The sequence below is a fragment of the Dyella terrae genome (assembly GCF_022394535.1).
Lineage (GTDB): Bacteria > Pseudomonadota > Gammaproteobacteria > Xanthomonadales > Rhodanobacteraceae > Dyella.
This window is the reverse complement of sequence record NZ_CP089414.1, coordinates 1674698-1697047: the sequence shown is the minus strand read 5'-3', so window position 1 is coordinate 1697047 and position 22350 is coordinate 1674698. Positions and strand designations below refer to the sequence as shown.

The window sequence follows — 22350 nt, the reverse complement described above, 5'->3', positions numbered from 1 at the left end:
ATGTGGATGGCCATGGCCATGCCGCGGGATGGTCATACCATGCGCGCGCGCTTCCACCAGCCGGTGACCTTCTCTTCGCGCACCAAGGTGAACAGGCCGGAACCGAGGATAAGCGCGATGCCGATCAGCATGGGCCAGTCCAGCCGGTCGCCAAATAGCCAGTAGCCGAAGAAGATGGCCCATAGCATCTGGCTGTACTGCGTGGGCGCAATGCGATTGGCGGGCGCGTGATGCGTGGCAAGCATCAGCAGCACGCCAGCGAGGCCGGCAAGCAGGCCGTAGCCCGCCAGCAGCAACCACTGATGTAGATCCGGCCAGACAAAATGCGACAGCATCAGCACGCCGCCACTGACCAGCGGCCCGACCACACCAGCGCCGTACAGGCTGATGCGCTTCTCATGGGGCCCCGCCATACGCAGCGCAACGACGGACACCGCTCCAGACAGCCCACAGGTCATGGCGGCGAAATGCCCGACGCCCAGTGCGCGGAAACCTGGCCGCAATACCACCAGTACGCCGATAAAGCCCACGATCACCGCTGACCAGCGTCGCCAGCCCACGTGCTCCTTCAGGAAGATCACAGACAGCAGCGTCACGAAGATTGGCAGCAGGAAGATCAGCGCGAATGCCTCCGCCATGGGCAGCGCAGTAAAGGCGATGACCGCCGAGATGTTGCAGATGGCGCCGGTGATGGCGCGGATCCACCAAAGGTGCGGCTTGCGCGCACGGAACACCTCTATGTAGCGGTCACCGGGATTCCGGATGAAGGGCAGGGCGCTCAGCATCAACACGGCACCGAAGAACACTGCCTCGTAGGCAGGCAACGTGCCGTGTAGCGATTTCACGAAAGCATCGCTGATCGCGTAAGCGGCGTAGCAAGCGAAGCCGAGCAGAACACCTTTGAACATGCAGATCCCGGGAAGTGGCCCGTCAAGGCGTGATGTGGCTGGCCGGGCGGAAGAAGGCGATGGGTATAGTCCCATAGTCCAGCCCCTACACACAGCCGGCTCTGGCCGTCGCGACTTTGAAGCAGGGTTCTTCTGATGCGATATGGCGGGCTGGGTATCCCATGGGGGCTTGTTCTGCGTCTTTCCCCACGAGCTTGCTCTTCGGGTCGTTGTTAGGGCATCAGCTGCGCGCCAAGGCGTAGCACACCGCAGTTCGCGCCCCGTATTTCAGAATGCTCCTATGCAACAAGCTATGTCTCAACTTGTACGATTTCGCTGAGACGTACAGGTTCTGTTGCTGATCGTGATGAAGGGGCATGCGGTGTCGGTTGCATGACTCCTCGATGGACAGGACGCGCCTGCTCGCCGCCTCACGTCATCAGCTCGGCCCGCCTTGCGCGCAGGCCGTGTATGCATTCCCTCGGTTCCGTTAAATACCTCTGCCCTGCGTGCCCCATGACCTACGACTACATCATCGTTGGTGCCGGTTCCGCCGGCAGCATCCTTGCGGATCGCCTGAGCGAATCAGGGCGCCATTCCGTGCTTGTGCTGGAGGCGGGTGGCAAAAATCGTTCGCTCGTCATCAAGATGCCGGGCGCCGCCGCGACGCTGTACCGCCATCCCGCACACAACTGGATGTTCCATTCCGCCCCGCAGCCCGCGCTTGGCGGGCGCGAACTGTACGCGCCGCGCGGCAAGGGTCTGGGCGGATCGGGTGCCATCAACACGATGATCTATCTACGCGGGCAGCCTGGCGATTTCGATGACTGGGCGGCTGCAGGCAACGACGGTTGGTCCTGGCACAACGTATTGCCGTACTTCCGCAAGCTGGAAACGCACCCGTTGGGCAATACGGTCTATCACGGTGGCGATGGTCCGATCCGCATCAGTCGCATGCGAGGTAAGGCGCACCCGGTCTGCGATAGTTTTCTCGCTGGCTGTGACGAACTGGGTTATCCGCGAAGCGACGATTTCAATGGCGGCCACGTCGAGGGCGCCGGCATCTACGACCTCAGTGTCCATCGAGGCGAACGTTGTTCCAGTGCCAAGGCCAACCTTCGTCCAGCGATGAAGCGGAACAATCTGCGTGTGGAAGTGGATATGACCGTGGACCGTTTGCTTTTCGACAGCGAAAGAAGGGCGACCGGTGTGCGTGTGAGAAGGCACGGCATGCCACTGGACTTCCGTGCCCGTCGCGAAGTCATTCTATGCGCGGGTGCGGTGGGATCGCCGCAGATTCTTGAATTGTCGGGCATCGGTGATGTTTCCCGCTTGCGTGACCTTGGTATTTCCCCAATCCATCATTTGCCTTCGGTGGGAGAACACCTGCAGGACCATCTTTCCGCCAGTTACGACTACCTCGCGAACATCCCGATGGCTGGCACAGGACCGCGGTCATGGTTCGGACGAATGATGGCGCGCCTGCAATATGCGCTTAGTCACACCGGGCCCTTGTCGATGAGCATGGTTCAGGCGGGTGGTTACTTCCGTGGTGATGACACGGAGTTGACTCCGAACGTGCAGGTCTATTTCAGCCCACTATCTCCATTGGTTTCGGTGGGCCATGGCGGCACCAACGCGGGTGAACCGTATCCGGGGTTCCGGCTCAGCTTCAATGCGTGCCGCCCCACCAGTCGGGGGGCGGTGCATATTGTTTCCGGGCGGGCGGAAGACACGCCGCGTATCGACCCGAACTACCTCAGCACCGACAGGGACGTCGAGGAGGCCGTTCAGGGCAGTCGCCTGATCCGCCGCATCGCGCAGAGCAGGGCGATACGCGCCATCACCGCTGGAGAAATCAGGCCGGGGCAGCAAGCGCAGAGCGATGCCGACCTGCTCGCCTATTTCCGTGAAACCTGCGATTCCACTCATCATCTATGTGGTACTTGCGCGATGGGTTCCGATTCGGCGAGGTCGGTCGTGGACAGGTCTCTGAAGGTCCATGGGGTGCCTGGCTTGCGCGTGGTTGATGCGTCGATCTTCCCGAACATCACTTCCGGCAGCATCAATGCGGCCACGATGATCGTGGCGGAAAAGGGCGCGTCGCTGATCCTGCGCGACGGTTCCTAAGATACGGCGACAAAAAGTCGGGGCAAGCCTGACTTTTTGTCGTTTGCGCCTGCGTGCGGGGATGAATAGTTTTTTCACTCCCGTGGCCCCGTTTTGACGACGGCTTGCCGCATCGGTTTCCCGTATCAGGAAGAATCTCGCTATGGAAGTTGCACGTCGTCTCGTCGTGCTGGCTGCCGTCACATGGATGGTTTGCCTGGGGAATGCCAACGCGGTACAGGTCTCGGATAACCTCGACCTTGGCGGCGCCATTCGCGTCCGCGTTGACGAGGATGGCAGTCGGGACATACACGAGATCGGCTTCGATACGCTCATGCTGAGCGCCAAATACGACTCAGACAGTTGGGAAGGCGCCGCGCGTTATCGCTTTTACGGCAATCACTACCCGTTCCAGTACATGGAGCAGTTTGGCAATCTGCAGTTCATGGAATACGCGTGGATTGGCTACAAGTTCGATCCGGAACGCCAGGTGCAGGTTGGCCTGAACAAGGTGCCGTTCGGCCTGCAGCCGCTCTACAGCGACACGTTTTACGAGACGCTGGGCAACGTGCTCGGCCTTGAGGACCTGTGGGAGCTGGGTGCCAAGTACGTGCAGACCGGTGAGCGCTGGAACTTTCAGGGCGGGTACTATGCGCGCCCCGCGCCATCGGGTCATGGCAGCAGCAACGGCACCACCTATTCCATCGTGCCGACCCCTGCCGACAGCTATGTTGACGGTGGCAGCCGTAACGTGGAGCGCGACATGGTGATGGCGCGATTGGCGCGCACCACCACGCTAGGCGCCTGGGAAGGCGAGGTTGGCGCATCGGCCCTGGTATCGAAGCTGTACAACCGGGATACGGGTGACAACGGGCATCGCATTGCCTACGCGCTGCATTATTCAGGCGCAAATGGACCGTGGAGCACCGAGTTGCAATACACGCGTATCCAGATGTCGCCGCGGAATCCTCTCGACAACAGCACCGTGACCTACGGTGGCTACGATGGCACGTTCAACATCGCAAGTCGGGGTAACCTCTATATCGGCAGCCTCAGCTACGCGTGGCCGGGGAGCTTTCTCGGCGGCTGGTTCTCGGGCGTGAAGACCTATGCGACGTACAACTACTATGAAAAATCGCAGCGTTCGTTCAACGACAGCCAGCGATTCATCCTTGGCACGTCGTTCTCGGTAAAGAAGCTTTGGATCGCCGTGGAATGGCTGAACGGCCGCAACGATCCGTATTTTGGCGGCAGCAGCTACACACAGAGCCTCGCTGCGGGCGGTACGAATCGCTGGACGGGCCAGTTCTACATGAACATCGGCTACTACTTCTGATCGTGCGTGGCGCGCCGGGTTGCTCCGACGCTTTTGGGATCTATCCGATGGGGCGGGGCGTCGCCGGCCGGTAGCATCGACCGGCATAACCTGCCGCTGCTGCGCCGCCGACTTTCTCGGCTCAGGCGCGCGTAGCCGCGACCGTCCAAGGAAAGCCCCATGAAGCGCAAGATGCCCACGCTCAACGCGTTGAAAGTATTCGAAGTGGCCGCCACGCTCGGCAACTTCACGCGTGCCGCGGAAGTGTTGAACGTCACGCAGAGCGCGGTCAGTCGGCAGGTTCGCCAGCTGGAAGATCAACTGGGCGAAGCTTTGCTGATCCGCTGCCATCACCAGCTTCACATGACGGATGCCGGCCGCGCACTATTGGGAGCGTTGCAGCACTCGTTCGATCGCATCGAAATCGCCGTGCGTGGTATCCAGCAGAGGCTGCAGCCTACCCGTTTGCACATCAATGCACCGCCGACGTTTGCTATCCGCTGGTTGCTGCCGCGCATGCGGCGCTTCAAGGAGCGGCACCCCCGCCTGGAGTTGTCGATCACCAGCGCATTACGCGACACGCTCAACGAATCAGGTCAGCTCGATTGCGCCATCCGTTTCGGCAATGGCGAATGGAGCGATGTTGATGGATCGCTGCTGATGCACGAACAACACATCGCCGTATGCTCGCCCGAGCTGTTGCGCAGGTGTCCATCCTCGCAAGCCAATCTGCAAGGTCTCCCTCTACTGCATGTGTTGGCATCGCACGACAGGCGCTATATGACTTGGTCCCATTGGCTCAACGCGGCCGGTATGGGCGAGGTCGATATCAGCCAGGGCTACGAGTTCGATCTGCTGGACATGGCCATTCGCGCCGCGGTGGACGGCCTCGGCATCACCATCGCCGACCGCCACATGGTGGAGCAGGAGCTGGCGGATGGTCGGCTTGTGCAATTTCGCAGCACGCAAGTGGAGGGGCATCAGTCCTACTGGTTCGTCGCGCGGCAGGGGCAGCCCCTCAATCCCGCGATAGAGCACTTCCGTGCATGGCTTTACGGTGAGATTGGGATGCCCTGTGAGTCACCAAAGGGGCAGCGCGTAATCACCGGGGATGCACGCGACTACGCAGGCCTCGCGCTGTGGGGCGAAAACCATTCCTTTTTTGAATGATGGAGTGGCGAATTAATCGTTTGTAGCGTCTTGTCGCCCTGAATCACTCTGGAATCTTGCCGCCGACATCGGCGCGAAGCCGGAGGAATTGACGCACCATGCGCAACGAGAAGAACTTCATTGACGGTCACTTCGTGGATGCCGGCTCAGATGCCGGCATTCACGTCACCGATCCCGCTACCGGTCAACACGCGGGTAGCGTCGATGCGGCAAGCGATACGCAGGTACGTCAGGCGGTGCAGGCTGCGGCGCAGGCCCAGCGCATGTGGGCACGACTTCCCGCCATCGAGCGTGGAAACCAGCTTCGGCGCTTTGCGGACGCCATCGAGCGGCATGCCCACATCGTGGGCCACACGCTGGCGATGGAGTCAGGCAAAAGCGTGGCGGATGCCACGGGCGAAGCAATCTACGGTGCGGAGATTGTGCGCTATCACGCCGAATGGGCCCGTCGCATCGAGGGCGAGGTCATTCCGAGCGACAACACGGACGAAACGATCCTGCTGCAGCGTGAACCGCTGGGCGTGGTGGCCTGCCTTATCCCGTTCAACTATCCGGTCTACACGCTCCTGCGGAAGATCGCTCCCGCGCTGATTGCAGGCAACACGGTGGTGGTGCGCCCGAGCAATCACACGCCGTTGAGTGCGTATGACATCGCGCGCGCCGCGCAGGACGCGGGCATGCCCGCCGGCACCATCAATATCGTGGCGATGGAGCACGAGCAGGCCGAGGTCCTTTGTACTCAGCCGGATGTGGCGATGATCACCTTGACCGGCAGCGTTCGCGCGGGACGCGCCGTGCTCGACTACTGCAAGGCCAATATCGCCAAGCCCTCGTTGGAGCTTGGGGGGAAGACGCCCGCCATCATCGAGGCCGATGCCGACCTGGAACGGGCAGCCGACGCCATCGTGGTTTCCAAGACAACCCATTGCGGACAGCTTTGCACCGCCATCGAGCGTGTCTACGTGCACGAGAGCGTGCATGGCGATTTTCTCGCCCTGCTGAAGGCGAAGTTTGCCGCCATCCGCATCGGCAATCGCGCCGAGGATGCCCGATACATGGGGCCGCTGGTCAGCGCCCCTGCGCGTGATGGCATCCACGCCAAAGTCCTGCGCGCGGTAGCCGAGGGCGCCGTGGTGGAAACCGGAGGCACTCTCCCGGAGGGGCCGGGTTACTTCTATCCCCCCACATTGCTCAGCGGCTGCCGGCAGGACATGGAGATCGTGCAGGAGGAGATCTTTGGCCCGGTACTTCCTGTACTGCGGTACGCCTCGCTGGATGATGCTTTGCGCATGGCGAACGACCATCAATTCGGACTGTCTTCGGTGCTCTATACCGAGAACTACCGCGCCGCGCTTCGCGTCGCCAACCATATCGAGGCTGGCGAGCTGTACGTGAACCGCACGCCCGCCGATCCCTACCAGGGTTTTCACGCGGGCTGGAAGCGCTCAGGGCTGGGTGGCGACGACGGCAAGCACGGCATGCTCGAGTTCACGCAGACGCGTCTTGTCGTGATGAAGCACTGATCGCCATGGACATGCCCATCAACGCAAAGGCAACCCGCGAAGGTTCCAACAAAAACGTCCAGCGTTACGCCCAGCTTGTGGTGCTGGTACTCGCCGCGGGCGCCATTTATCCGGTGCTGTATCTGCGTCAGGTGTACCAGAACAGCATGATGCTGGCTCTGGGCATCGACAACACGCAGCTGGGCTATCTGTATTCGATACTCGGCGTGGCATTCATGGTCAGCTACCTGCCTAGTGGCTGGCTGGCGGATCGCGTATCGCCCCGCCTGCTGATCAGCGTGTCGCTCCTTGGCACCGGATTGCTGGCGCTTTGGTATGCCACGCTGCCAAATTTCCACGTGTTGCTCATCATCTTCTCGGGCTTTGGCATCACGACCGGCCTGACATTCTGGGCGGCGCTGCTCAAGCGGGTTGGCTGGCTGGCTGGCGAGAAAGAGCAGGGGCGATTCTTCGGCGTGCTCGATGGTGGTCGGGGCCTGGTGGAGGCCCTGCTGGCTACTATCGCGATCTGGATGTTCGCGCGTGCGACGACCAGTGGTGGCGAATCGACAAGTGAAGGTTTTGAGCACGTCATTCTGCTCTACGCCATTACCTGTCTGGTGCTTGGCATCGTCATGTGCTTGTTGCGCGATCCGCCGCGCCCTGAGTCGTCCGCGACAAAGGACGAGAAGCCGGCGGACGCCAACTTGCTGAAAGACCTGAAGCAGCTGACCCGCATGCCGGAACTGTGGCTGGTCACGGCCATCGTGTTTTGTGGCTACCACTTCTTCTGGGCAACCTACAGTTTTTCCGCCTATCTGACGCAGGACGGGCTCGGTCTGTCCGCGACGATGGCGGGCGTGATCACCACGATCAAACTGTGGATGCGACCAATCGGCGGTATCGGCGGTGGTTGGCTGGGCGATCGCTTCAGCAATCTGCGTGTGCTGACGTACGCGCTGGCACTGGCTTCCGTAGGCATGCTCGGGCTGATCTTTCTTCCCGCACTGCATGTCACGCTGCTTGTCGTAATCCTGGCCGTTCTCATCGGCTTGGTGACCTACACCATTCGCGCGCTGTATTGGGCCATTCTCGATCAATGCGCCATTCCGAGCCGCATCACGGGGCTGGCCATTGGCATCATTTCCGTCGTGGGCTATTCGCCTGACGTGCTGCTTCCGCTCATCAACGGATGGCTGACGGAGACTTTCCCGGGAATGCTGGGTTATCGCCTGTACTTCGGCTACGTGTTCGCCATCGGCTCGATGGGCGTGTTGGCCGCGGTGGCCTTGAAGAAGCGTATCGACAGAAGGAACTGCGCATGAAGATCGTCTCCCTGCAGACGCATGTCGTTGCCGTGCCGCCGCCGCACATCGGCGGCATGTACTGGTTGTTCGTAAGCCTGAAGACCGATGACGGCATTGAGGGCGTTGGTGAGATTTACGCGGCCACCTTTCATCCGAAAGCCATGGTGCCAGTGATCGAGGACGTGTTCTCGCGCTATCTGCTGGATCAGGACCCGCACCACATCGAACGTTTTTTCCGGCGCGCGTATTCCAGCGGTTTCACCCAGCGTCCCGACCTCACCATGATGGGCGTCGTCAGCGGCCTGGAAATGGCCTGCTGGGACATTATCGGCAAGGCCGCGAACAAACCCGTCTACGAACTGCTGGGCGGCAAAGTTCACGAACGTCTTCGTTCGTACACCTATCTCTATCCCGTCAACAGTGAGGGCGAGTACGACTACAGCGATCCGGATCTTGCAGCTGAATATGCCGTGCGCGCGATGGAACAGGGTTTTACCGCAGTTAAGTTCGATCCTGCGGGGCCGTACTCCGCGTTCTCCGGTCATCAGCTTTCGCTGGAAGTATTGACGAGGTGCGAGACGTTCTGCCGCAAGATCCGTGACGCTGTGGGTGATCGCTGCGATCTGCTCTTCGGCACGCACGGGCAGATGGTTCCGTCATCTGCCATCCGTCTCGCCAAACGCATTGAGAAATACGACCCGCTCTGGTTCGAGGAGCCCGTGCCACCGGGGCAGGAAGAAGCCATGGCACAAGTCGCCCGCGGCACTTCCATTCCCATTGCGGCTGGCGAGCGGCTCACCACCAAATATGAATTCTTCAAGTTGCTACAGGCAGGTGGTGCATCCATTCTTCAGCCGAACGTCGGTCGCTGCGGCGGCCTGCTCGAGGGCAAGAAAATCGCGAGCATGGCCGAGGCCTTCTATGTGCAGATTGCGCCTCATCTCTACAACGGTCCGGTCGGTGCGGCGGCAAGCTTTCAACTTGCCGCGTGTACGCCCAATTTCCTGATCCAGGAAAGCATCGGCACATGGGGTGGCTTCCACGCGGAGATTCTCAAGAAGCCTCTGCAGTGGGAGGACGGCTACATCATTCCGTCGTCGGAGCCGGGCCTCGGCATCGAGCTGAATCTGGACGTCGTGCGTCGCCATTCGCCGTACACCGGTGAGCGCCTGCACCTGCAGATGGCCGCCGATCCAGTCGACGTCAAGGAAAACGCCCCTGCGCGGGGCTGATACCGCACGTTCGCCTTCGTTGAAACCACTCATTCGTTGCTCATGACCTACGACTACATCATTGTTGGTGCCGGCTCTGCCGGTTGCATTCTTGCCGATCGCCTGAGCGAATCGGGTCGTCATTCCGTGCTTGTGCTCGAGGCCGGCGGCAAGGACAAATCGCCCTGGATCAAGATGCCGGGCGGCTTCGTCAAGCTGTACTACAACCCGACCTATAACTGGATGTTCTACTCCGAGCCGCAGCCCGCACTCGGTAACCGCAAACTCTACGCGCCTCGCGGCAAAGTGCTGGGTGGCTCGGGCGCCATCAACGCGATGATCTATGTGCGCGGCCAGGCGCACGATTTCGATGATTGGGCGGCGAACGGCAACGACGGCTGGTCCTGGCAGGATGTGTTGCCGTATTTCCGCAAGCTGGAAACCCATCCGTTGGGCGACACTGCGTATCACGGCAGCGATGGCCCGATCCACATCAGCTCCATGCGGGGCAAGACGCATCCGATCTGCGATACGTTCCTCGATGGCTGCGATGAACTGGGTTTTCCGCGCAGCGACGATTTCAACGGTCCGCATATGGAAGGTGCCGGCATCTACGACCTCAATACGCGTCATGGCGTGCGTAGTTCCAGCGGCGCTGCTTGTCTTCACCCCGCGATGAAGCGCAACAACGTTCGCGTGGAGACGGATGCATCAGTGCAACACCTTCTTTTCAACAGTGAGCGAAAAGTCACTGGTGTGCGTGTCAGGCAGCGGGGCATGGTGCTGGACTTTCGGGCGAGTCGCGAAGTGATCCTATGCGCGGGTGCGGTTGGCTCGCCACAGATCCTGCAGTTGTCCGGCATCGGCGATGTTGCGCGCTTGCAGGCTTTGGACATTCCCCTCGTGCAACATCTGCCGGCCGTGGGCGAGCGGCTACAGGATCATCTGTGCGCCAGCTACTACTACATGGCGAACGTGCCGACGCTCAATGATGAGCTGCGCTCGAAGGTAGGGCAGATCAAGGCAGGCCTTCAGTACCTCTTCGGCCACAAGGGACCCCTGGCGATGAGTGTGAACCAGTCGGGCGGCTTTTTCCGTGGTGACGGCGCAGAGGGCACACCTAACCTGCAGTTGTATTTCAATCCACTGTCGTACCAGATACCCAAGAGCAGCAAGGCCACCATCGTGCCTGAGCCGTATTCGGGTTTTCTGCTCTGCTTCAATCCGTGTCGCCCCACGAGCCGTGGCTCCGTGCGGGATCGCTTCGCGCCATGCAGAAGATGCGCCACGCATCGATCCAAACTACCTGAGCACCGACAAGGACATTGCCGAGGTGATCCAGGGCAGTCGGTTGATCCGCCGCATCATGCAGACCGAGGCGCTGCGCTCGATCACGGTGAAGGAGACTTTGCCCGGCCCGCAGGTAGAAACCGACGCCGACATGCTCTCCTACTTCCGCGAGAACAGCGGCTCCATCTACCACCTGTGCGGCTCATGTGCGATGGGCGCGGACCCGGCCACGTCAGTGGTGGACAAGCATTTGAAAGTGCACGGTATTGATGGCTTGCGCGTGGTTGACGCGTCGATCTTCCCGAATATCACGTCCGGCAATATCAATGCCGCCACAATGATGGTGGCTGAGAGGGGGGCGTCGCTGATCCTTCGCGATTCTGGCTGAGTCGGGATGTAGCCGAAAGCGGGCGCTAAAAACCGGGAAAGGGATAGCAATCCCTTTTGTGACAATGGTTTGTGGATGTTGCCCAGCGACGTGACCGGAGCGGGAGGCATCGCTAGAATGGCTGACTCCCTTAGGTCGTCTCCGGAATTTCTATGGCATCCCGTTTGAACCCGCTGGATCTCTACGACGTTCGTTCCCTCCTGACCGACGAAGAGCGCATGGTGCAGGATGCCGTCGGCCGCTTCGTCGACGAGCGCGTGCTGCCGATCATCGGGGATTGCTTCGACCAGGGCCGTTTTCCCAATGAACTGATTCCGGAGATCGCCAGCCTGGGCCTGCTGGGTGCCACGCTTCCCGAGAAGTACGGCTGCGCCGGTATGAACGGTGTCAGCTACGGGCTGATCTGCCAGGAGCTGGAGCGTGGCGATTCGGGCTTGCGCAGCTTCGCTTCCGTGCAGAGCTCGCTGTGCATGTATCCGATCTACGCCTACGGCACGGAAGAGCAGAAGATGCAGTACCTGCCGAAGATGGCGGCGGGCGAGATCATCGGTTGCTTTGGCCTCACCGAACCGCATGGCGGTTCCGACCCGGCCAACATGAAGACCCACGCCAAGAAAGACGGCGGCGACTGGGTCATCAACGGCGCCAAGATGTGGATCACCAACGGTAACGTCGCGAACATCGCCATTGTGTGGGCGCAGACGGAGGATGGCATCCAGGGCTTCATCGTGCCGACCGACACCAAGGGCTTCACTGCGCAGGAAGTGCACAAAAAGATGAGCCTGCGCGCGTCGGTGACGTCTGCGCTGTTCTTCGACAATGTGCGCGTGCCGGAAGCCAACCGCCTGCCGAACGTCAAGGGTTTGAAGGGTCCGCTGGGTTGCCTCACGCAGGCCCGTTACGGCATTACCTGGGGCCCGATCGGCGCCGCGCAGGCCTGCCTGCAGGAAGTGCTCAACTACACGCAGGAGCGCATCCTGTTCGGTCGCCCACTGGCCTCCAACCAAGCCATTCAGATCAAGATGGCCGAGATGGCACGTCGCATCACCATGGCGCAACTGCTCTCGTTGCAGCTCGGCCGTCTGAAGGACGCCGGCAGCATGCAGCCGACGCAGGTGTCGCTGGCGAAGTGGAACAACTGCCGCATGGCCATCGACATCGCGCGCGAGTGCCGCGACATCCTCGGCGGCGCAGGCATCACCACCGAGCATGTCGCCATTCGCCATGCGCTGAACCTGGAATCGGTCATCACTTATGAAGGCACCGAGACGGTGCATCAGTTGGTGGTGGGCCGCGAGCTGACGGGTATCAACGCGTTCTGAGCGCTTATTCACGATTTCAGCAAGGCCGGTAGTTCCTCAGCGTCATTCCCGCGAAGGCGGGAATCCAGCGCCTTGGCCTTGGCATGAAAGTCACTGGATCCCCGCCTTCGCGGGGATGACGGTGAGGGTACATACATGGGCCACGAGGCGAAGGTGCGTCATCGCATGAGCTGGCAAGACATCCATATCGAGACTGACCGCCTCATCCTGCGCCCGCCGCAGGCCGAGGACTTCGATGGCTGGGCCGCCAACATGGCCGATGCCGAATCCGCCCGCTTCATTGGCGGGCAGCAGCCGCGTGCGGTCGCATGGCGTGGTTTCCTTACCATGGTCGGCTCGTGGGCCATTCAGGGCTTCGGTATGTTCTCGGTGATCGAGAAAGACACGGGGCAGTGGGTTGGCCGCATGGGGCCGTGGTTTCCCGAAGGCTGGCCGGGCCGCGAAGTCGGCTGGGGCCTCGCGCGGCCTGCGTGGGGCAAGGGCTATGCGTTGGAAGGCGCTGCCGCCTGTATGGATTGGGCGTTCGACCATCTTGGTTGGGACGATGTTATCCACAACATCGATCCGGCCAACACACCGTCGCAGGCCCTGGCGGCGAAACTTGGCTCGCGCTTGCGCGGCCCTGGCCGTCTGCCGGAACCCTTCCAGGACGTCCCCATTGAGATCTGGGGGGCAGACCCGCGACGAGTGGAAGCGGCGCACATGAGTCACGTCACGCCCGCCCTGTACGCCACCCTGGCCGAGATCGTGCCGGAGTTGCACGTGCACTGCGCGGAACCCTGGTGCGTGATCGGTAGTGCTGCTGCGTTGCTGGCCGGCGCTGACGTCGCCGTGGCGGACGTGGATCTACTGGTATCGCACGCAGACGCCGATGCCTTGATGGCGTTATGGGCTGACCGCCGCGAGCACGTTTATGAGCCGGCGGGCGCCGAACGTTTCCGCTCGCATTTCGCCCGCTTCCGTTTTCCAGGTATGCCCGTCGAGGTGATGGGCGGGCTGGAGCTCAACCAGGGTGACGGTTGGCATCCGGTCAAGGCCGGACGCTTGACCCTGGTGGGTTTGAACGGGCTCGCCGTGCCGGTGCCGTCGATCGATGACCAGATTCGTATCCTTGAAAGCTTCGGGCGCGACAAGGATCTCCAGCGGGCGACACTCTTGCGCAAGCTCTCCTCCTCGCCGCTTCGGATAGTGGATTGAAGCGAAATGCACGCCCGCCTGAATCGCTCCACGCACCGTACTGGCGCGTGTGTTGCCCGCAACCCAATAATCCCCTGATTGCCGCCTCACGGCTGCTTGTTGACGAGACATCATGACCGCCATTCCGTACTCCCTCACGGGACGCCACAAGGGTTTCAATCGCGCCGAGATCGTCGACCAGAACTTCACCGAGTTCGTGCAGCTCTGGCAGGGTGAAGTACATCAGCCCGGTGGTGATGACGCGCCGGTGTTGCCGGGCAGCGAACTCAACGCGCGGGGCTTCTGCGAACTACTGGAGTCGCAGCTGATCAGCCGTCACCTGGACCTGATGGCGCGCGTGCTGCGCGTGCAGAACAAGGTGTTCTACACCATCGGCTCCAGCGGCCATGAAGGCAACGCCATGGTTGCGCGCCTCACGCGCCATACCGACCCGGCCTTCCTGCATTACCGTTCCGGCGGCTTCATGGCCGAGCGCTTCCGTAAGCTGCCTGGCATGGATCCGGTGATGGATTCGGCGCTGTCGTTTGCTGCAAGCATGGATGATCCCGCCTCCGGTGGTCGCCACAAAGTGTGGGGCAGCAAGCCGCTCTGGGTGTTGCCGCAGACGTCCACTATCGCTTCGCATTTGCCGAAGGCACTGGGCACGGCCGTTGCTATCGAACAGGCGCGCCGTATCGGCCATACGCTGCCGATCCCTGAGGACAGCATCGCCATCTGCTCGTTCGGTGACGCGTCGTCCAATCACGCCACCGCGCAGACCGCATTCAACGCCGCGGGCTGGACGGCTTACCAGAAGCTGCCCGCGCCAGTGCTTTACGTGTGCGAGGACAACGGCATCGGTATTTCGGTGAGGACGCCGAGCGGCTGGGTGGCAAATAATTTCCGTCATCGTGCCGATCTCGACTATTTCTATGCCGATGGCCTGGATCTCGCCGGCGGCTATGCACAGGTGCAGCAGGCGGTGGAGCACTGCCGCACCACGCGCCGCCCGACCTTCCTGCATCTGCGCACCACGCGCGTGATGGGCCACGCCGGCACCGATTTCGAGATCGAATGGCGCAGTGTGGAAGAACTGTTTGCCGTCGAAGCGACCGACCCGTTGCTGCGTTCGGCAGAGATCGCGTTGTCGTCCGGCCTGTACACGAAGGAATCGCTGCTCGCGCTGAACGAAGCGACCCGCAAGCGTTGCTTCGAAGCCGCCGAAGATGCAGACCGCCGTCCGCGCCTGAGCACACTTGAGCAAGTGATGAAGCCGCTGGCGCCGTACACGCCCGACGCGGTGAAGGCCGAAGCCGAGCGCGTCGATTACCAGGAGCGCCGTGTCGCCGCCTTCGGCAGCGAAGAGAAGCTGCCGGAAAAACAGCCGCCGCGTCATCTGGCCATCCAGATCGGTCAGGCGTTGCACGACATCATGGCCAAGTATCCCGAGTCGCTGCTGTTTGGCGAGGACGTGGCGCAGAAGGGTGGCGTATACACCGTCACCAAGGGTCTGCAGAAAGCTTTCAAGGGCAGCCGCGTGTTCAACACGCTGCTGGACGAGACCATCATCCTGGGTCTGGCACAGGGCTACGCCAACATGGGCATGCTGCCGCTGCCCGAGATCCAGTACCTGGCGTACTTCCATAACGCCTGCGACCAGATCCGCGGTGAAGCGGCGTCGTTGCAGTTCTTCTCCAATGATCAGTATCGCAACCCGATGGTGATGCGCGTGGCCAGTCTGGGTTACCAGAAGGGTTTCGGCGGCCACTTCCACAACGACAATTCCATCGCCGCACTGCGTGATATTCCCGGGCTCGTTGTGGGTTGCCCGAGTCGCGGCGACGACGCAGCGACCATGTTGCGCACGATGACGGCGTTGGCCAAGGTCGATGGGCGTGTGTGCGCCTACCTCGAACCCATTGCGCTGTACATGACCAAGGATTTGTATGACGCAGGCGATGGCCAGTGGCAGTTTGCCTACCCCGCGCCGGGCGAGGCCATGCCGCTGGGCGAAGGCCGCATTTACAACGAAGCGGCCAACGATCTTGTTGTGTTCACCTTCGGCAACGGCGTGACGATGTCGCTACGCGCGGCACGCACCATCGAAGCCGAACTCGGCTGGAAGGTGCGCGTGGTGGATCTACGCTGGCTGGCGCCCCTCAACAATGCCTTCATTGCAGCGCAAGCAAAGTCGGCCAAGCGCATCATCGTGCTGGACGAAGGTCGTCGCAGCGCAGGCGTAGGCGAGGGCATCATCACCGCCATCGTGGAAGGCGGCTCCGGCGCCACGCCGCTGGAACGCGTGGTGGGTGAGGATACCTACACGCCACTCGCCGGCGCGGCCTTGCTGGTGTTGCCGGGCGACGCCGATGTGGTGGCTGCGGCGCGTAAGCTGGCCTGATCGATGGTATGGCGGCGTCGCTCGTGCGACGTCGCCTTTTGCTGGCCACCGCTTGCAAGCCGCATGACTGTCCGTCCGAACGCATCCTGATTCTCTAGGACGAAAGCACACGCGCCATGTCCGGCTTGTTCGCGCGGCGCAAGCCCAGCGCGGCGAACAATGCGGACAGCAACGATCCGGCCAATATGGTGCTCCTACGGTTGCGTTGAGGTACGCAGCCGCCACCACTCAGCACCGCCAAGGCACACCGCCAGCCATGCCATGCCGCTGACGTAACCGGCCATGACGTCGCTGAAGTAGTGGACCTGTAGCACGATCCGGCTCAGGCCGATCACGCCCACCATCGCAACGGCACCCGCAATCACCCAGCGGTGCCAGCGATGGGGCAGCAGGCGGAGCAGCACGTAGGCCAGCATGCCGTAGAACACGATGGCGCCGAATGCGTGCCCGCTGGGAAAGCTCCAGCCGTGTTCGACCATGAAGCCGTGATTGTCCAGCGGACGCGGACGCTGGAACAGCGCCTTCAGGCCGCTGTTGATCGGCACGATACCCACCATGGCGATGGCCCAGCAGGTCGCCAGTCGCAGATGCCTGCGCAGCAGCAGGACAGCGAGGATCACCGCCGTCGCGGCGGCCACCGAACCCAGATCGCCTGAGATGGGACACGGCAGCCACCGCTCTCAACACACCGGGCTGCATGCTGCTGTGCAGGTCTTCGGCCAACGACTGGTCGAAGGAGGGCAGCCAGCGCGTGGCTTCCTCCTTCAGCGCCACAGCGATAGCCGCGAACAACAGGCCCATCGACACCAGCAGGAACAAGGCGGTGACGCCGCGGACAGCGACAGGCCGACCACCGACCGCCGCGGTTCGTTCGCCATGCTGGCGATTCCATTGCCATGCCACGTCGCCCACCAAAAGGGCGGCTATCAACAGGGCCGCCCAGACGGGCAGGGCGTGGGTGGCGATCCATTCGGCCAAGTCGTTCATGCAAACTCCTCAATGCAACGTTGCATGATCCGTGCTGAGGCGCACGGCGTCGAGACGCTACGCGGCGTGACTTTCAGTGCTGGATCAGGAATCGCTTTGCCTCGATAGTGGTGGTCTTTGCCGTTGTGGAGTGGCCGAATGTTTCTGCGAACCCTTTCCCCGCGCGTGGCGGGTTATTGCGCGCTGCTGTTCCTGACTGCGCCGGTGTGGGCGCAGACGGCGCCGGCATCGGTGGCGCCTGCGGCCGCAACCAGTCAGGCACAGCCCGCGTTGCCGGGGCAGTTGCAGGATTTCTCCGCCTACGTCGACAGCGTGCGCAAGCAGTTCGATGTGCCGGGCATCGCCGTGGCCATCGTCAAGGACGGGCATGTCGTGCTGGAACAAGGCTACGGTCTGCGCGAGTTGGGCAAGCCCGAAGCAGTCGATGCACGCACGCGGTTCGCCATCGCCTCCAATACCAAGGCATTCACTGCCGCCGCGCTGCAGATGCTGGCCGAGGAAGGCAAGCTCAACATGGATGATCGCGTGATCGACCACCTGCCGTGGTTCCAGATGTCCGATCCGTACGTGACGCGCGAAATGCGCATTCGCGACCTGCTGGCGCATCGCAGCGGGCTGGGTCTTGGTGCGGGCGATCTGCTGTATTGGCCACCGACCTCGTACTCCACCAAGGACGTGGTGCAGCGTCTGCGCAACGTACCGCTCGCCACCAGTTTCCGTAGTGCCTACTGCCTACGACAACATCCTGTTCGCGGTCGCCACGCTGGTGATCGAGCAAGTGTCAGGGCAGAGCTATACGGACTTCATCACCCATCGCGTCTTCGCCCCGGTGGGCATGGACGAATCACTGATCGACATGTCGCAGCTCAAGCCCGGCATGGACGTGGCCATGGGCCACGCCAAGTTCAACTTCACCGAGTTGAAGCCGGTGCCGCCGATGGCGTGGTCGAACAACTCTGGCGCGGGCGGCATCTATGCCAGCGTGCATGACATGGCCAAATGGATGAACGTGCAACTTGCCGGTGGCATGTTGCCCGACGGCAAGCCGCTGTTCTCCGCGGACAGCCAGAAGCAGATGTGGTCGATGCTTACGCCGATGAAGATTTCCGAGCCGCCGGTGCCGGAGCTCAAGGCCATTCGTCCCAACTTCGCGGGCTACGGCGAGGGCTGGTTCCTTTCCGATTACCAGGGCCAGCGACTGGTGTGGCACACCGGTGGTTGGCCGGGCATGGTGTCACGCGTGACGCTGGTGCCTGAGCTCAACCTCGGTGTGGTGGTGCTGACCAACCAGGAATCGGGTGCTGCATTCAACGCTGTCACCTATCGCGTGCTCGATGCTTATCTGGGCAAGGACAAGACCGACTGGGTGGCTGCGTACGCTGCCGCGGTGAAGAAGTCCGAAGGTAACGCCGACAACAGCTGGAAGATGCATGAGGCCGCGCGCGACAAGAGTGGCAAGCCGTCGCTCTCGCTGCCGGGTTATGCCGGTACCTTCCGCGATCCCTGGTATGGCGACATCGTGGTGAGCCAGCAGGGCGGCAAGCTGCGCATGGTGTTTTCCAAGACCGCGCAGCTGGTAGGCACCATGACGCCATGGCAGCACGACACTTTCATCGTGCGCTGGGATGATCGCGCACTCAATGCAGATGCCTTCGTCAGCTACTCGCTCGATGCAGACGGCAAGGTGCGTGAAGTACGCATGGAGCCGGTGTCGCCGTTGACTGACTTCAGCTTCGACTTCCAGGATCTTCGTCTCGCTCCGGTCAAGGAAGGCAAGCCCTGACCAACAGCAGGGGCGCTGCATAGGGGCGCTGCCTATAGTGGCGGCGTCCCCACCACGGAGCGGTACCCCCATGAAGCACGTTGTTGCAGGTTTGCTGTGCCTGTCATTCGCCGGCGCCAGTTTGGCCGCATCGCCATCTTGTCGTTACGGCGTGTATGGGGAAACCGGCAAGCCACCCGTGGTGATCTCCAACCCGACAGGGGATGGCGCGCAGGCGCCAGAGCGTTACACCTTTCTCGATGGTCGGCGCGGCAACGTCAATGCGCCCAATGCGCCCGTGCGTTGCGAGCAGGGTGCGGTGAGCGTGCGCCAGGATGATGGGCACTACGCCACGCAGCCCGCATGGACGCTGCGCGAGACACCTACGCGTTTCAAGAGCCACGGCACCGAGCTCGCCGGCATGCTGATCGAGCCCGCGCAGTCGAAAGGCAAGCAGCCGTTAGTAGTGTTCGTGCATGGCTCCGAGAAGACACCGGCCATCGGCGGCTACTACCCCTATATGTTCGCCGCGCAGGGCCTGGCTGTGTTTGCGTACGACAAGCGTGGCACTGGCGGCTCCGGTGGTGATTACACGCAGAGCTTCGAACTGCTCGCCGACGACGCCGCAGCGGCGTTGCAAGAGGCGCGCAAGCTCGCCGCGGGTCGCTATTCGCGCGCGGGCTTTTTCGGCGGCAGCCAGGGTGGTTGGGTGGCGCCGCGCGCGGCGGCCCTTGCGCACGCCGATTTTGTCGAGGTGGGTTTTGGCCTGGTGATGACGCCGCTAGAAGAAGACCAGCAGCAGGCCGTGGTAGAGATGCAGGAGAAGGGTTACGACGCAGCCGCCATCGCTCGTGTGCGCGAAGTCACCGACGCCACCGGTGCCGTCATGGCCTCGCACTTCACGGCAGGCTATGAGCAGCTCGCCGCGGTGAAGCGCAAGTTCGTCAGCGAGCCCTGGTTGCACACCATCGAAGGCGAATACACCGGCGAGCTGCTGGCGGAAGACGAAACGGACCTGCGTCGTACCGGTGCGCCGCGCTACGACAATCTCAACATCGACTGGCATTACGACGCCGTCGCGGCGATCCGGGCCCTGGATATTCCCCAGCTGTGGGTGCTTGCCGGCGAGGACCGGGACGCGCCTGAAGCCCTCACCCGCGAGCGCCTGACGGGGCTGAAGCGCGAAGGCAAGCCGATCGACCTTTACGTGTACCCGCACACCGACCACGGTATGTACGAGTTCACCCAGGACGCCGACGGCACCCGTCATGTCACGCGCATCACGGACGGCTATTTCCGCCTGCTGGCGGACTGGATCCGTCAGAGCGACAAGCCGCCGTACGGCACGGGCGAACGTATCCCGTGACATGGGTGATGGCTTGGTAACGCTTTGGCGTGGCCCGCGCTGGGGGCTTTTTAGCCGCTAGACGAGCAACGCGGGCCACGCCAATAGCGTTAACAGGCTCCGCCGTAAGCCATAGGCCGTTCGACAGATGCGCAAAGAGCGAGCGCTCCCATTTTGCGATGCCGGTCACATTATCTCGATTCAAATGGCAGGCCACGCCTACCCGCTGAATCGATCCATGCCGATTTCTCACGAAACTCACAGAAGCCAAGGATTTTTCGCGGAAATTTGCCCCTAAAGGCAGCTCCCCCTCACGCCGATATCCCTCAACGCAGGGGGAGGACATAGAGGTTGCTTACCGTGCCCGCGCGGGGATGCCGGGCACGTAGTGGCAGGCCTTGGCGTCGTTGGTACAACGCATCCGGTCCTCTCCCGCACCGATTTCTCGGTCTGCGTTTTTACCAACGATGGAGAGGGGCCATGGGTAAAGAGACACCGGATATGCAGCTTGAGCCGCATGAGTTGCGTGCAGTCAACGAAGCGCTCAACAAGGTCCAGGCGGTGATTGAGTTCGACCTGAAAGGGAAGATCCTCCACGCCAACGACAATTTCCTCAACGCGCTCGGCTACACGTTGGAAGATATCCGCGGCCAGCATCACCGCATCTTCTGCGAACCCGCTTACGCCGCCAGCGCTGCGTACAAGAAGTTCTGGGAGAACCTCGGCAAGGGCATCGTTGATCGCGGCGAGTACAAACGCATCGGCGGCGACGGGCGCGAGGTGTGGATCAATGCCTCGTATAACCCAGTCTTCGACGAGAGCGGCAAGCCGTACAAGGTGGTGAAGTTCGCCACTGACGTCACCGCCAGCCGTCAGGAAAAGGCCGAGTACGAAGGCAAGGTCAACGCCATCAATAAGGCGCAGGCCATGATCGAATTCGATCTGAGCGGCCACGTGCTGGCCGCCAACGACAACTTCCTCAAGGCGTTGGGGTACGAGCTGGATGAAATCCAGGGCCACCACCACCGCATGTTCTGCGAAGAAAGCTACACGGCCAGTTCGGCTTATGCGGATTTCTGGGCCAAGCTCAATCGCGGCGAGTTCGATGCGGGGCGCTACAAGCGCCTGGGTAAGGGCGGTCGCGTGATCTGGATCCAGGCCACCTATAACCCGATCTACGACGGCAACGGCCGCTTGTCCAAGGTGGTGAAGTTCGCCACCGATGTCACCGCACAAGTGGAGCTGGAAGAGAGCGTGAAGCTGCGCGCCGCCGATGACCAGCGCAAGGTCGAGGCGTTGCTCAAGACCGTGCGCAAGGCAGCGGAAGGCGACCTGACGGGTGAAGTGCGCGTGGAAGGCAGCGAACCCATCGATCAGCTCGCCGATGGCATCCAGCAGATGATGAGCGACTTGCGCAGCGTGATCGGCAAGGTAGTCGACTCGGCGGGTAGCTTCTCCGGCAGCTCACAGGACATCTCCGGTCGTGCCAGCACCGTGGCAAGCGGTGCGCAATTACTCGGTGCCACCGTGGAGGAGATGAATGCATCGATTGAGGAGCTCACTGCCTCGATCAATTCCATCGCCACCAATTCGCGCAGCGCCGACCAGCTTGCCAAGGACACGCACCAAGAGGCTGAGCGAGGCGCCAAGGCGATCACCCGTTCCATCGAAGCGATGGAGTTGATCAACAAGTCGTCCGAGGACATCAGCGAGATCATCAAGGTGATTGGTGAGATCGCCAGCCAGACCAACCTGCTGGCGTTCAATGCCGCCATCGAGGCAGCGCGCGCCGGCGAACACGGCCTGGGTTTCTCCGTGGTAGCAGACGAAGTGCGCAAGCTGGCGGAGCGTTCCTCACAGGCCACCAAGGAAATCTCCAAGCTCATCAATGAATCGGTGAAGCGCGTGGCGCAGGGCAGTGAAATCTCCAAGCAGGCCGGCGAAGCGTTCGAGAAGATCGTCGCGGGAGTGGGGCGCACCACACAGGCCATCTCCGAAATCTCCTGCGGTGCGGACGAGCAATTAGTAGCTGCGCGCGAAGTGAGCACGGCCATCCAGCAGGTCGCCGAGGAGACCGAGAAATCGGCAGCGTCGTGCGACACCATCGCGCGCTCCACCACCTCGCTCACGCAGGGTGCGGAGGAACTGAACCGGATGGTGCAGCGTTTCGTCGTCTGA

Annotated in this window: 14 protein-coding genes and 3 pseudogenes; 15 read left to right on the top strand and 2 right to left on the bottom strand. The window is 61.9% G+C overall.

Going from position 1 to position 22350, the window contains the following annotated elements; all coding sequences use genetic code 11:
* Positions 1–32: 32 nt before the first annotated feature.
* On the bottom strand, positions 33–908 hold the full coding sequence (locus DYST_RS07110) for a DMT family transporter (RefSeq protein ID WP_239950970.1): 876 nt from the start codon (positions 906–908) through the stop codon (positions 33–35).
* Positions 909–1403: 495 nt separating this feature from the next.
* On the opposite strand from DYST_RS07110, the gene DYST_RS07105 reads away from it, so the two are divergent.
* The 12 genes and pseudogenes from DYST_RS07105 to DYST_RS07055 all read left to right on the top strand — a co-directional run bounded on the left by DYST_RS07105 (position 1404) and on the right by DYST_RS07055 (position 16078).
* Entirely contained in the window at positions 1404–3017 is a 1614-nt protein-coding gene (locus DYST_RS07105) for a GMC family oxidoreductase (RefSeq protein WP_239950968.1), read from the top strand.
* A gap of 142 nt (positions 3018–3159) precedes the next feature.
* Positions 3160–4332, top strand: a complete 1173-nt coding sequence (locus DYST_RS07100) for a porin (protein WP_239950966.1) — start codon at positions 3160–3162, stop codon at positions 4330–4332.
* Between the two features lie 159 nt (positions 4333–4491).
* Positions 4492–5481 carry a LysR substrate-binding domain-containing protein gene (locus DYST_RS07095; protein WP_239950964.1) on the top strand — a complete coding sequence of 330 codons (990 nt, stop codon included), beginning with the start codon at positions 4492–4494 and terminating at the stop codon, positions 5479–5481.
* Between the two features lie 98 nt (positions 5482–5579).
* The gene (aldA, locus tag DYST_RS07090) at positions 5580–7004 is read left to right on the top strand and encodes an aldehyde dehydrogenase (RefSeq protein WP_239950962.1); all 1425 of its coding nucleotides are present in this window, start codon (positions 5580–5582) and stop codon (positions 7002–7004) included.
* Between the two features lie 5 nt (positions 7005–7009).
* A complete protein-coding gene (locus DYST_RS07085; RefSeq protein WP_239950960.1) occupies positions 7010–8308 on the top strand; it encodes an MFS transporter in 1299 nt (432 codons plus the stop codon).
* The gene (locus DYST_RS07080) at positions 8305–9522 is read left to right on the top strand and encodes a mandelate racemase/muconate lactonizing enzyme family protein (RefSeq protein WP_239950958.1); all 1218 of its coding nucleotides are present in this window, start codon (positions 8305–8307) and stop codon (positions 9520–9522) included. The genes DYST_RS07085 and DYST_RS07080 overlap by 4 nt, the downstream gene beginning before the upstream one ends.
* A 42-nt stretch (positions 9523–9564) precedes the next feature.
* Positions 9565–10440, top strand: a pseudogene (locus DYST_RS24305) (GMC family oxidoreductase); the annotation flags it as partial.
* Positions 10441–10597: 157 nt separating this feature from the next.
* Positions 10598–11179, top strand: a complete 582-nt coding sequence (locus DYST_RS24300; protein ID WP_428993984.1) for a GMC oxidoreductase — start codon at positions 10598–10600, stop codon at positions 11177–11179.
* A 152-nt stretch (positions 11180–11331) separates the two neighbouring features.
* Positions 11332–12501, top strand: a complete 1170-nt coding sequence (locus tag DYST_RS07070; RefSeq protein ID WP_239950954.1) for an acyl-CoA dehydrogenase family protein — start codon at positions 11332–11334, stop codon at positions 12499–12501.
* A gap of 165 nt (positions 12502–12666) precedes the next feature.
* A pseudogene (locus tag DYST_RS07065) lies at positions 12667–13207 on the top strand (GNAT family N-acetyltransferase).
* Positions 13204–13698 carry a hypothetical protein gene (locus DYST_RS07060; protein ID WP_239950952.1) on the top strand — a complete coding sequence of 165 codons (495 nt, stop codon included), beginning with the start codon at positions 13204–13206 and terminating at the stop codon, positions 13696–13698. The pseudogene DYST_RS07065 and the gene DYST_RS07060 overlap by 4 nt, the downstream one beginning before the upstream one ends.
* 112 nt (positions 13699–13810) lie before the next feature.
* Complete coding sequence (locus tag DYST_RS07055; protein ID WP_239950950.1) at positions 13811–16078, top strand: thiamine pyrophosphate-dependent enzyme; 2268 nt, start codon at positions 13811–13813, stop codon at positions 16076–16078.
* A gap of 194 nt (positions 16079–16272) precedes the next feature.
* On the opposite strand, the gene DYST_RS07050 is transcribed toward DYST_RS07055, so the two are convergent.
* Positions 16273–16716 (bottom strand): phosphatase PAP2 family protein, encoded by a 444-nt coding sequence (locus tag DYST_RS07050; protein ID WP_239950949.1) that lies wholly within the window; start codon positions 16714–16716, stop codon positions 16273–16275.
* Between the two features lie 487 nt (positions 16717–17203).
* Here DYST_RS07050 and DYST_RS07045 point away from each other — a divergent pair.
* The 3 genes and pseudogenes from DYST_RS07045 (at position 17204) to DYST_RS07035 (ending at position 22350) form a co-directional block, all read left to right on the top strand.
* A pseudogene (locus tag DYST_RS07045) lies at positions 17204–18848 on the top strand (serine hydrolase).
* 70 nt (positions 18849–18918) lie between these two features.
* Positions 18919–20193: an alpha/beta hydrolase family protein gene (locus tag DYST_RS07040; RefSeq protein ID WP_239950948.1), complete on the top strand. Its 1275-nt coding sequence runs from the start codon at positions 18919–18921 to the stop codon at positions 20191–20193.
* 459 nt (positions 20194–20652) lie between these two features.
* Entirely contained in the window at positions 20653–22350 is a 1698-nt protein-coding gene (locus DYST_RS07035; RefSeq protein WP_239950947.1) for a methyl-accepting chemotaxis protein, read from the top strand.

Bases quoted from the DNA above. Each gene is read 5' to 3' on its own strand.
- DYST_RS07110 (WP_239950970.1), bottom strand. From the start codon at position 908: ATGTTCAAAGGTGTTCTGCTCGGCTTCGCTTGCTACGCCGCTTACGCG.
- DYST_RS07105 (WP_239950968.1), top strand. From the start codon at position 1,404: ATGACCTACGACTACATCATCGTTGGTGCCGGTTCCGCCGGCAGCATC.
- DYST_RS07100 (WP_239950966.1), top strand. From the start codon at position 3,160: ATGGAAGTTGCACGTCGTCTCGTCGTGCTGGCTGCCGTCACATGGATG.
- DYST_RS07095 (WP_239950964.1), top strand. From the start codon at position 4,492: ATGAAGCGCAAGATGCCCACGCTCAACGCGTTGAAAGTATTCGAAGTG.
- aldA (WP_239950962.1), top strand. From the start codon at position 5,580: ATGCGCAACGAGAAGAACTTCATTGACGGTCACTTCGTGGATGCCGGC.
- DYST_RS07085 (WP_239950960.1), top strand. From the start codon at position 7,010: ATGGACATGCCCATCAACGCAAAGGCAACCCGCGAAGGTTCCAACAAA.
- DYST_RS07080 (WP_239950958.1), top strand. From the start codon at position 8,305: ATGAAGATCGTCTCCCTGCAGACGCATGTCGTTGCCGTGCCGCCGCCG.
- DYST_RS07070 (WP_239950954.1), top strand. From the start codon at position 11,332: ATGGCATCCCGTTTGAACCCGCTGGATCTCTACGACGTTCGTTCCCTC.
- DYST_RS07060 (WP_239950952.1), top strand. From the start codon at position 13,204: ATGAGTCACGTCACGCCCGCCCTGTACGCCACCCTGGCCGAGATCGTG.
- DYST_RS07055 (WP_239950950.1), top strand. From the start codon at position 13,811: ATGACCGCCATTCCGTACTCCCTCACGGGACGCCACAAGGGTTTCAAT.
- DYST_RS07040 (WP_239950948.1), top strand. From the start codon at position 18,919: ATGAAGCACGTTGTTGCAGGTTTGCTGTGCCTGTCATTCGCCGGCGCC.
- DYST_RS07035 (WP_239950947.1), top strand. From the start codon at position 20,653: ATGGGTAAAGAGACACCGGATATGCAGCTTGAGCCGCATGAGTTGCGT.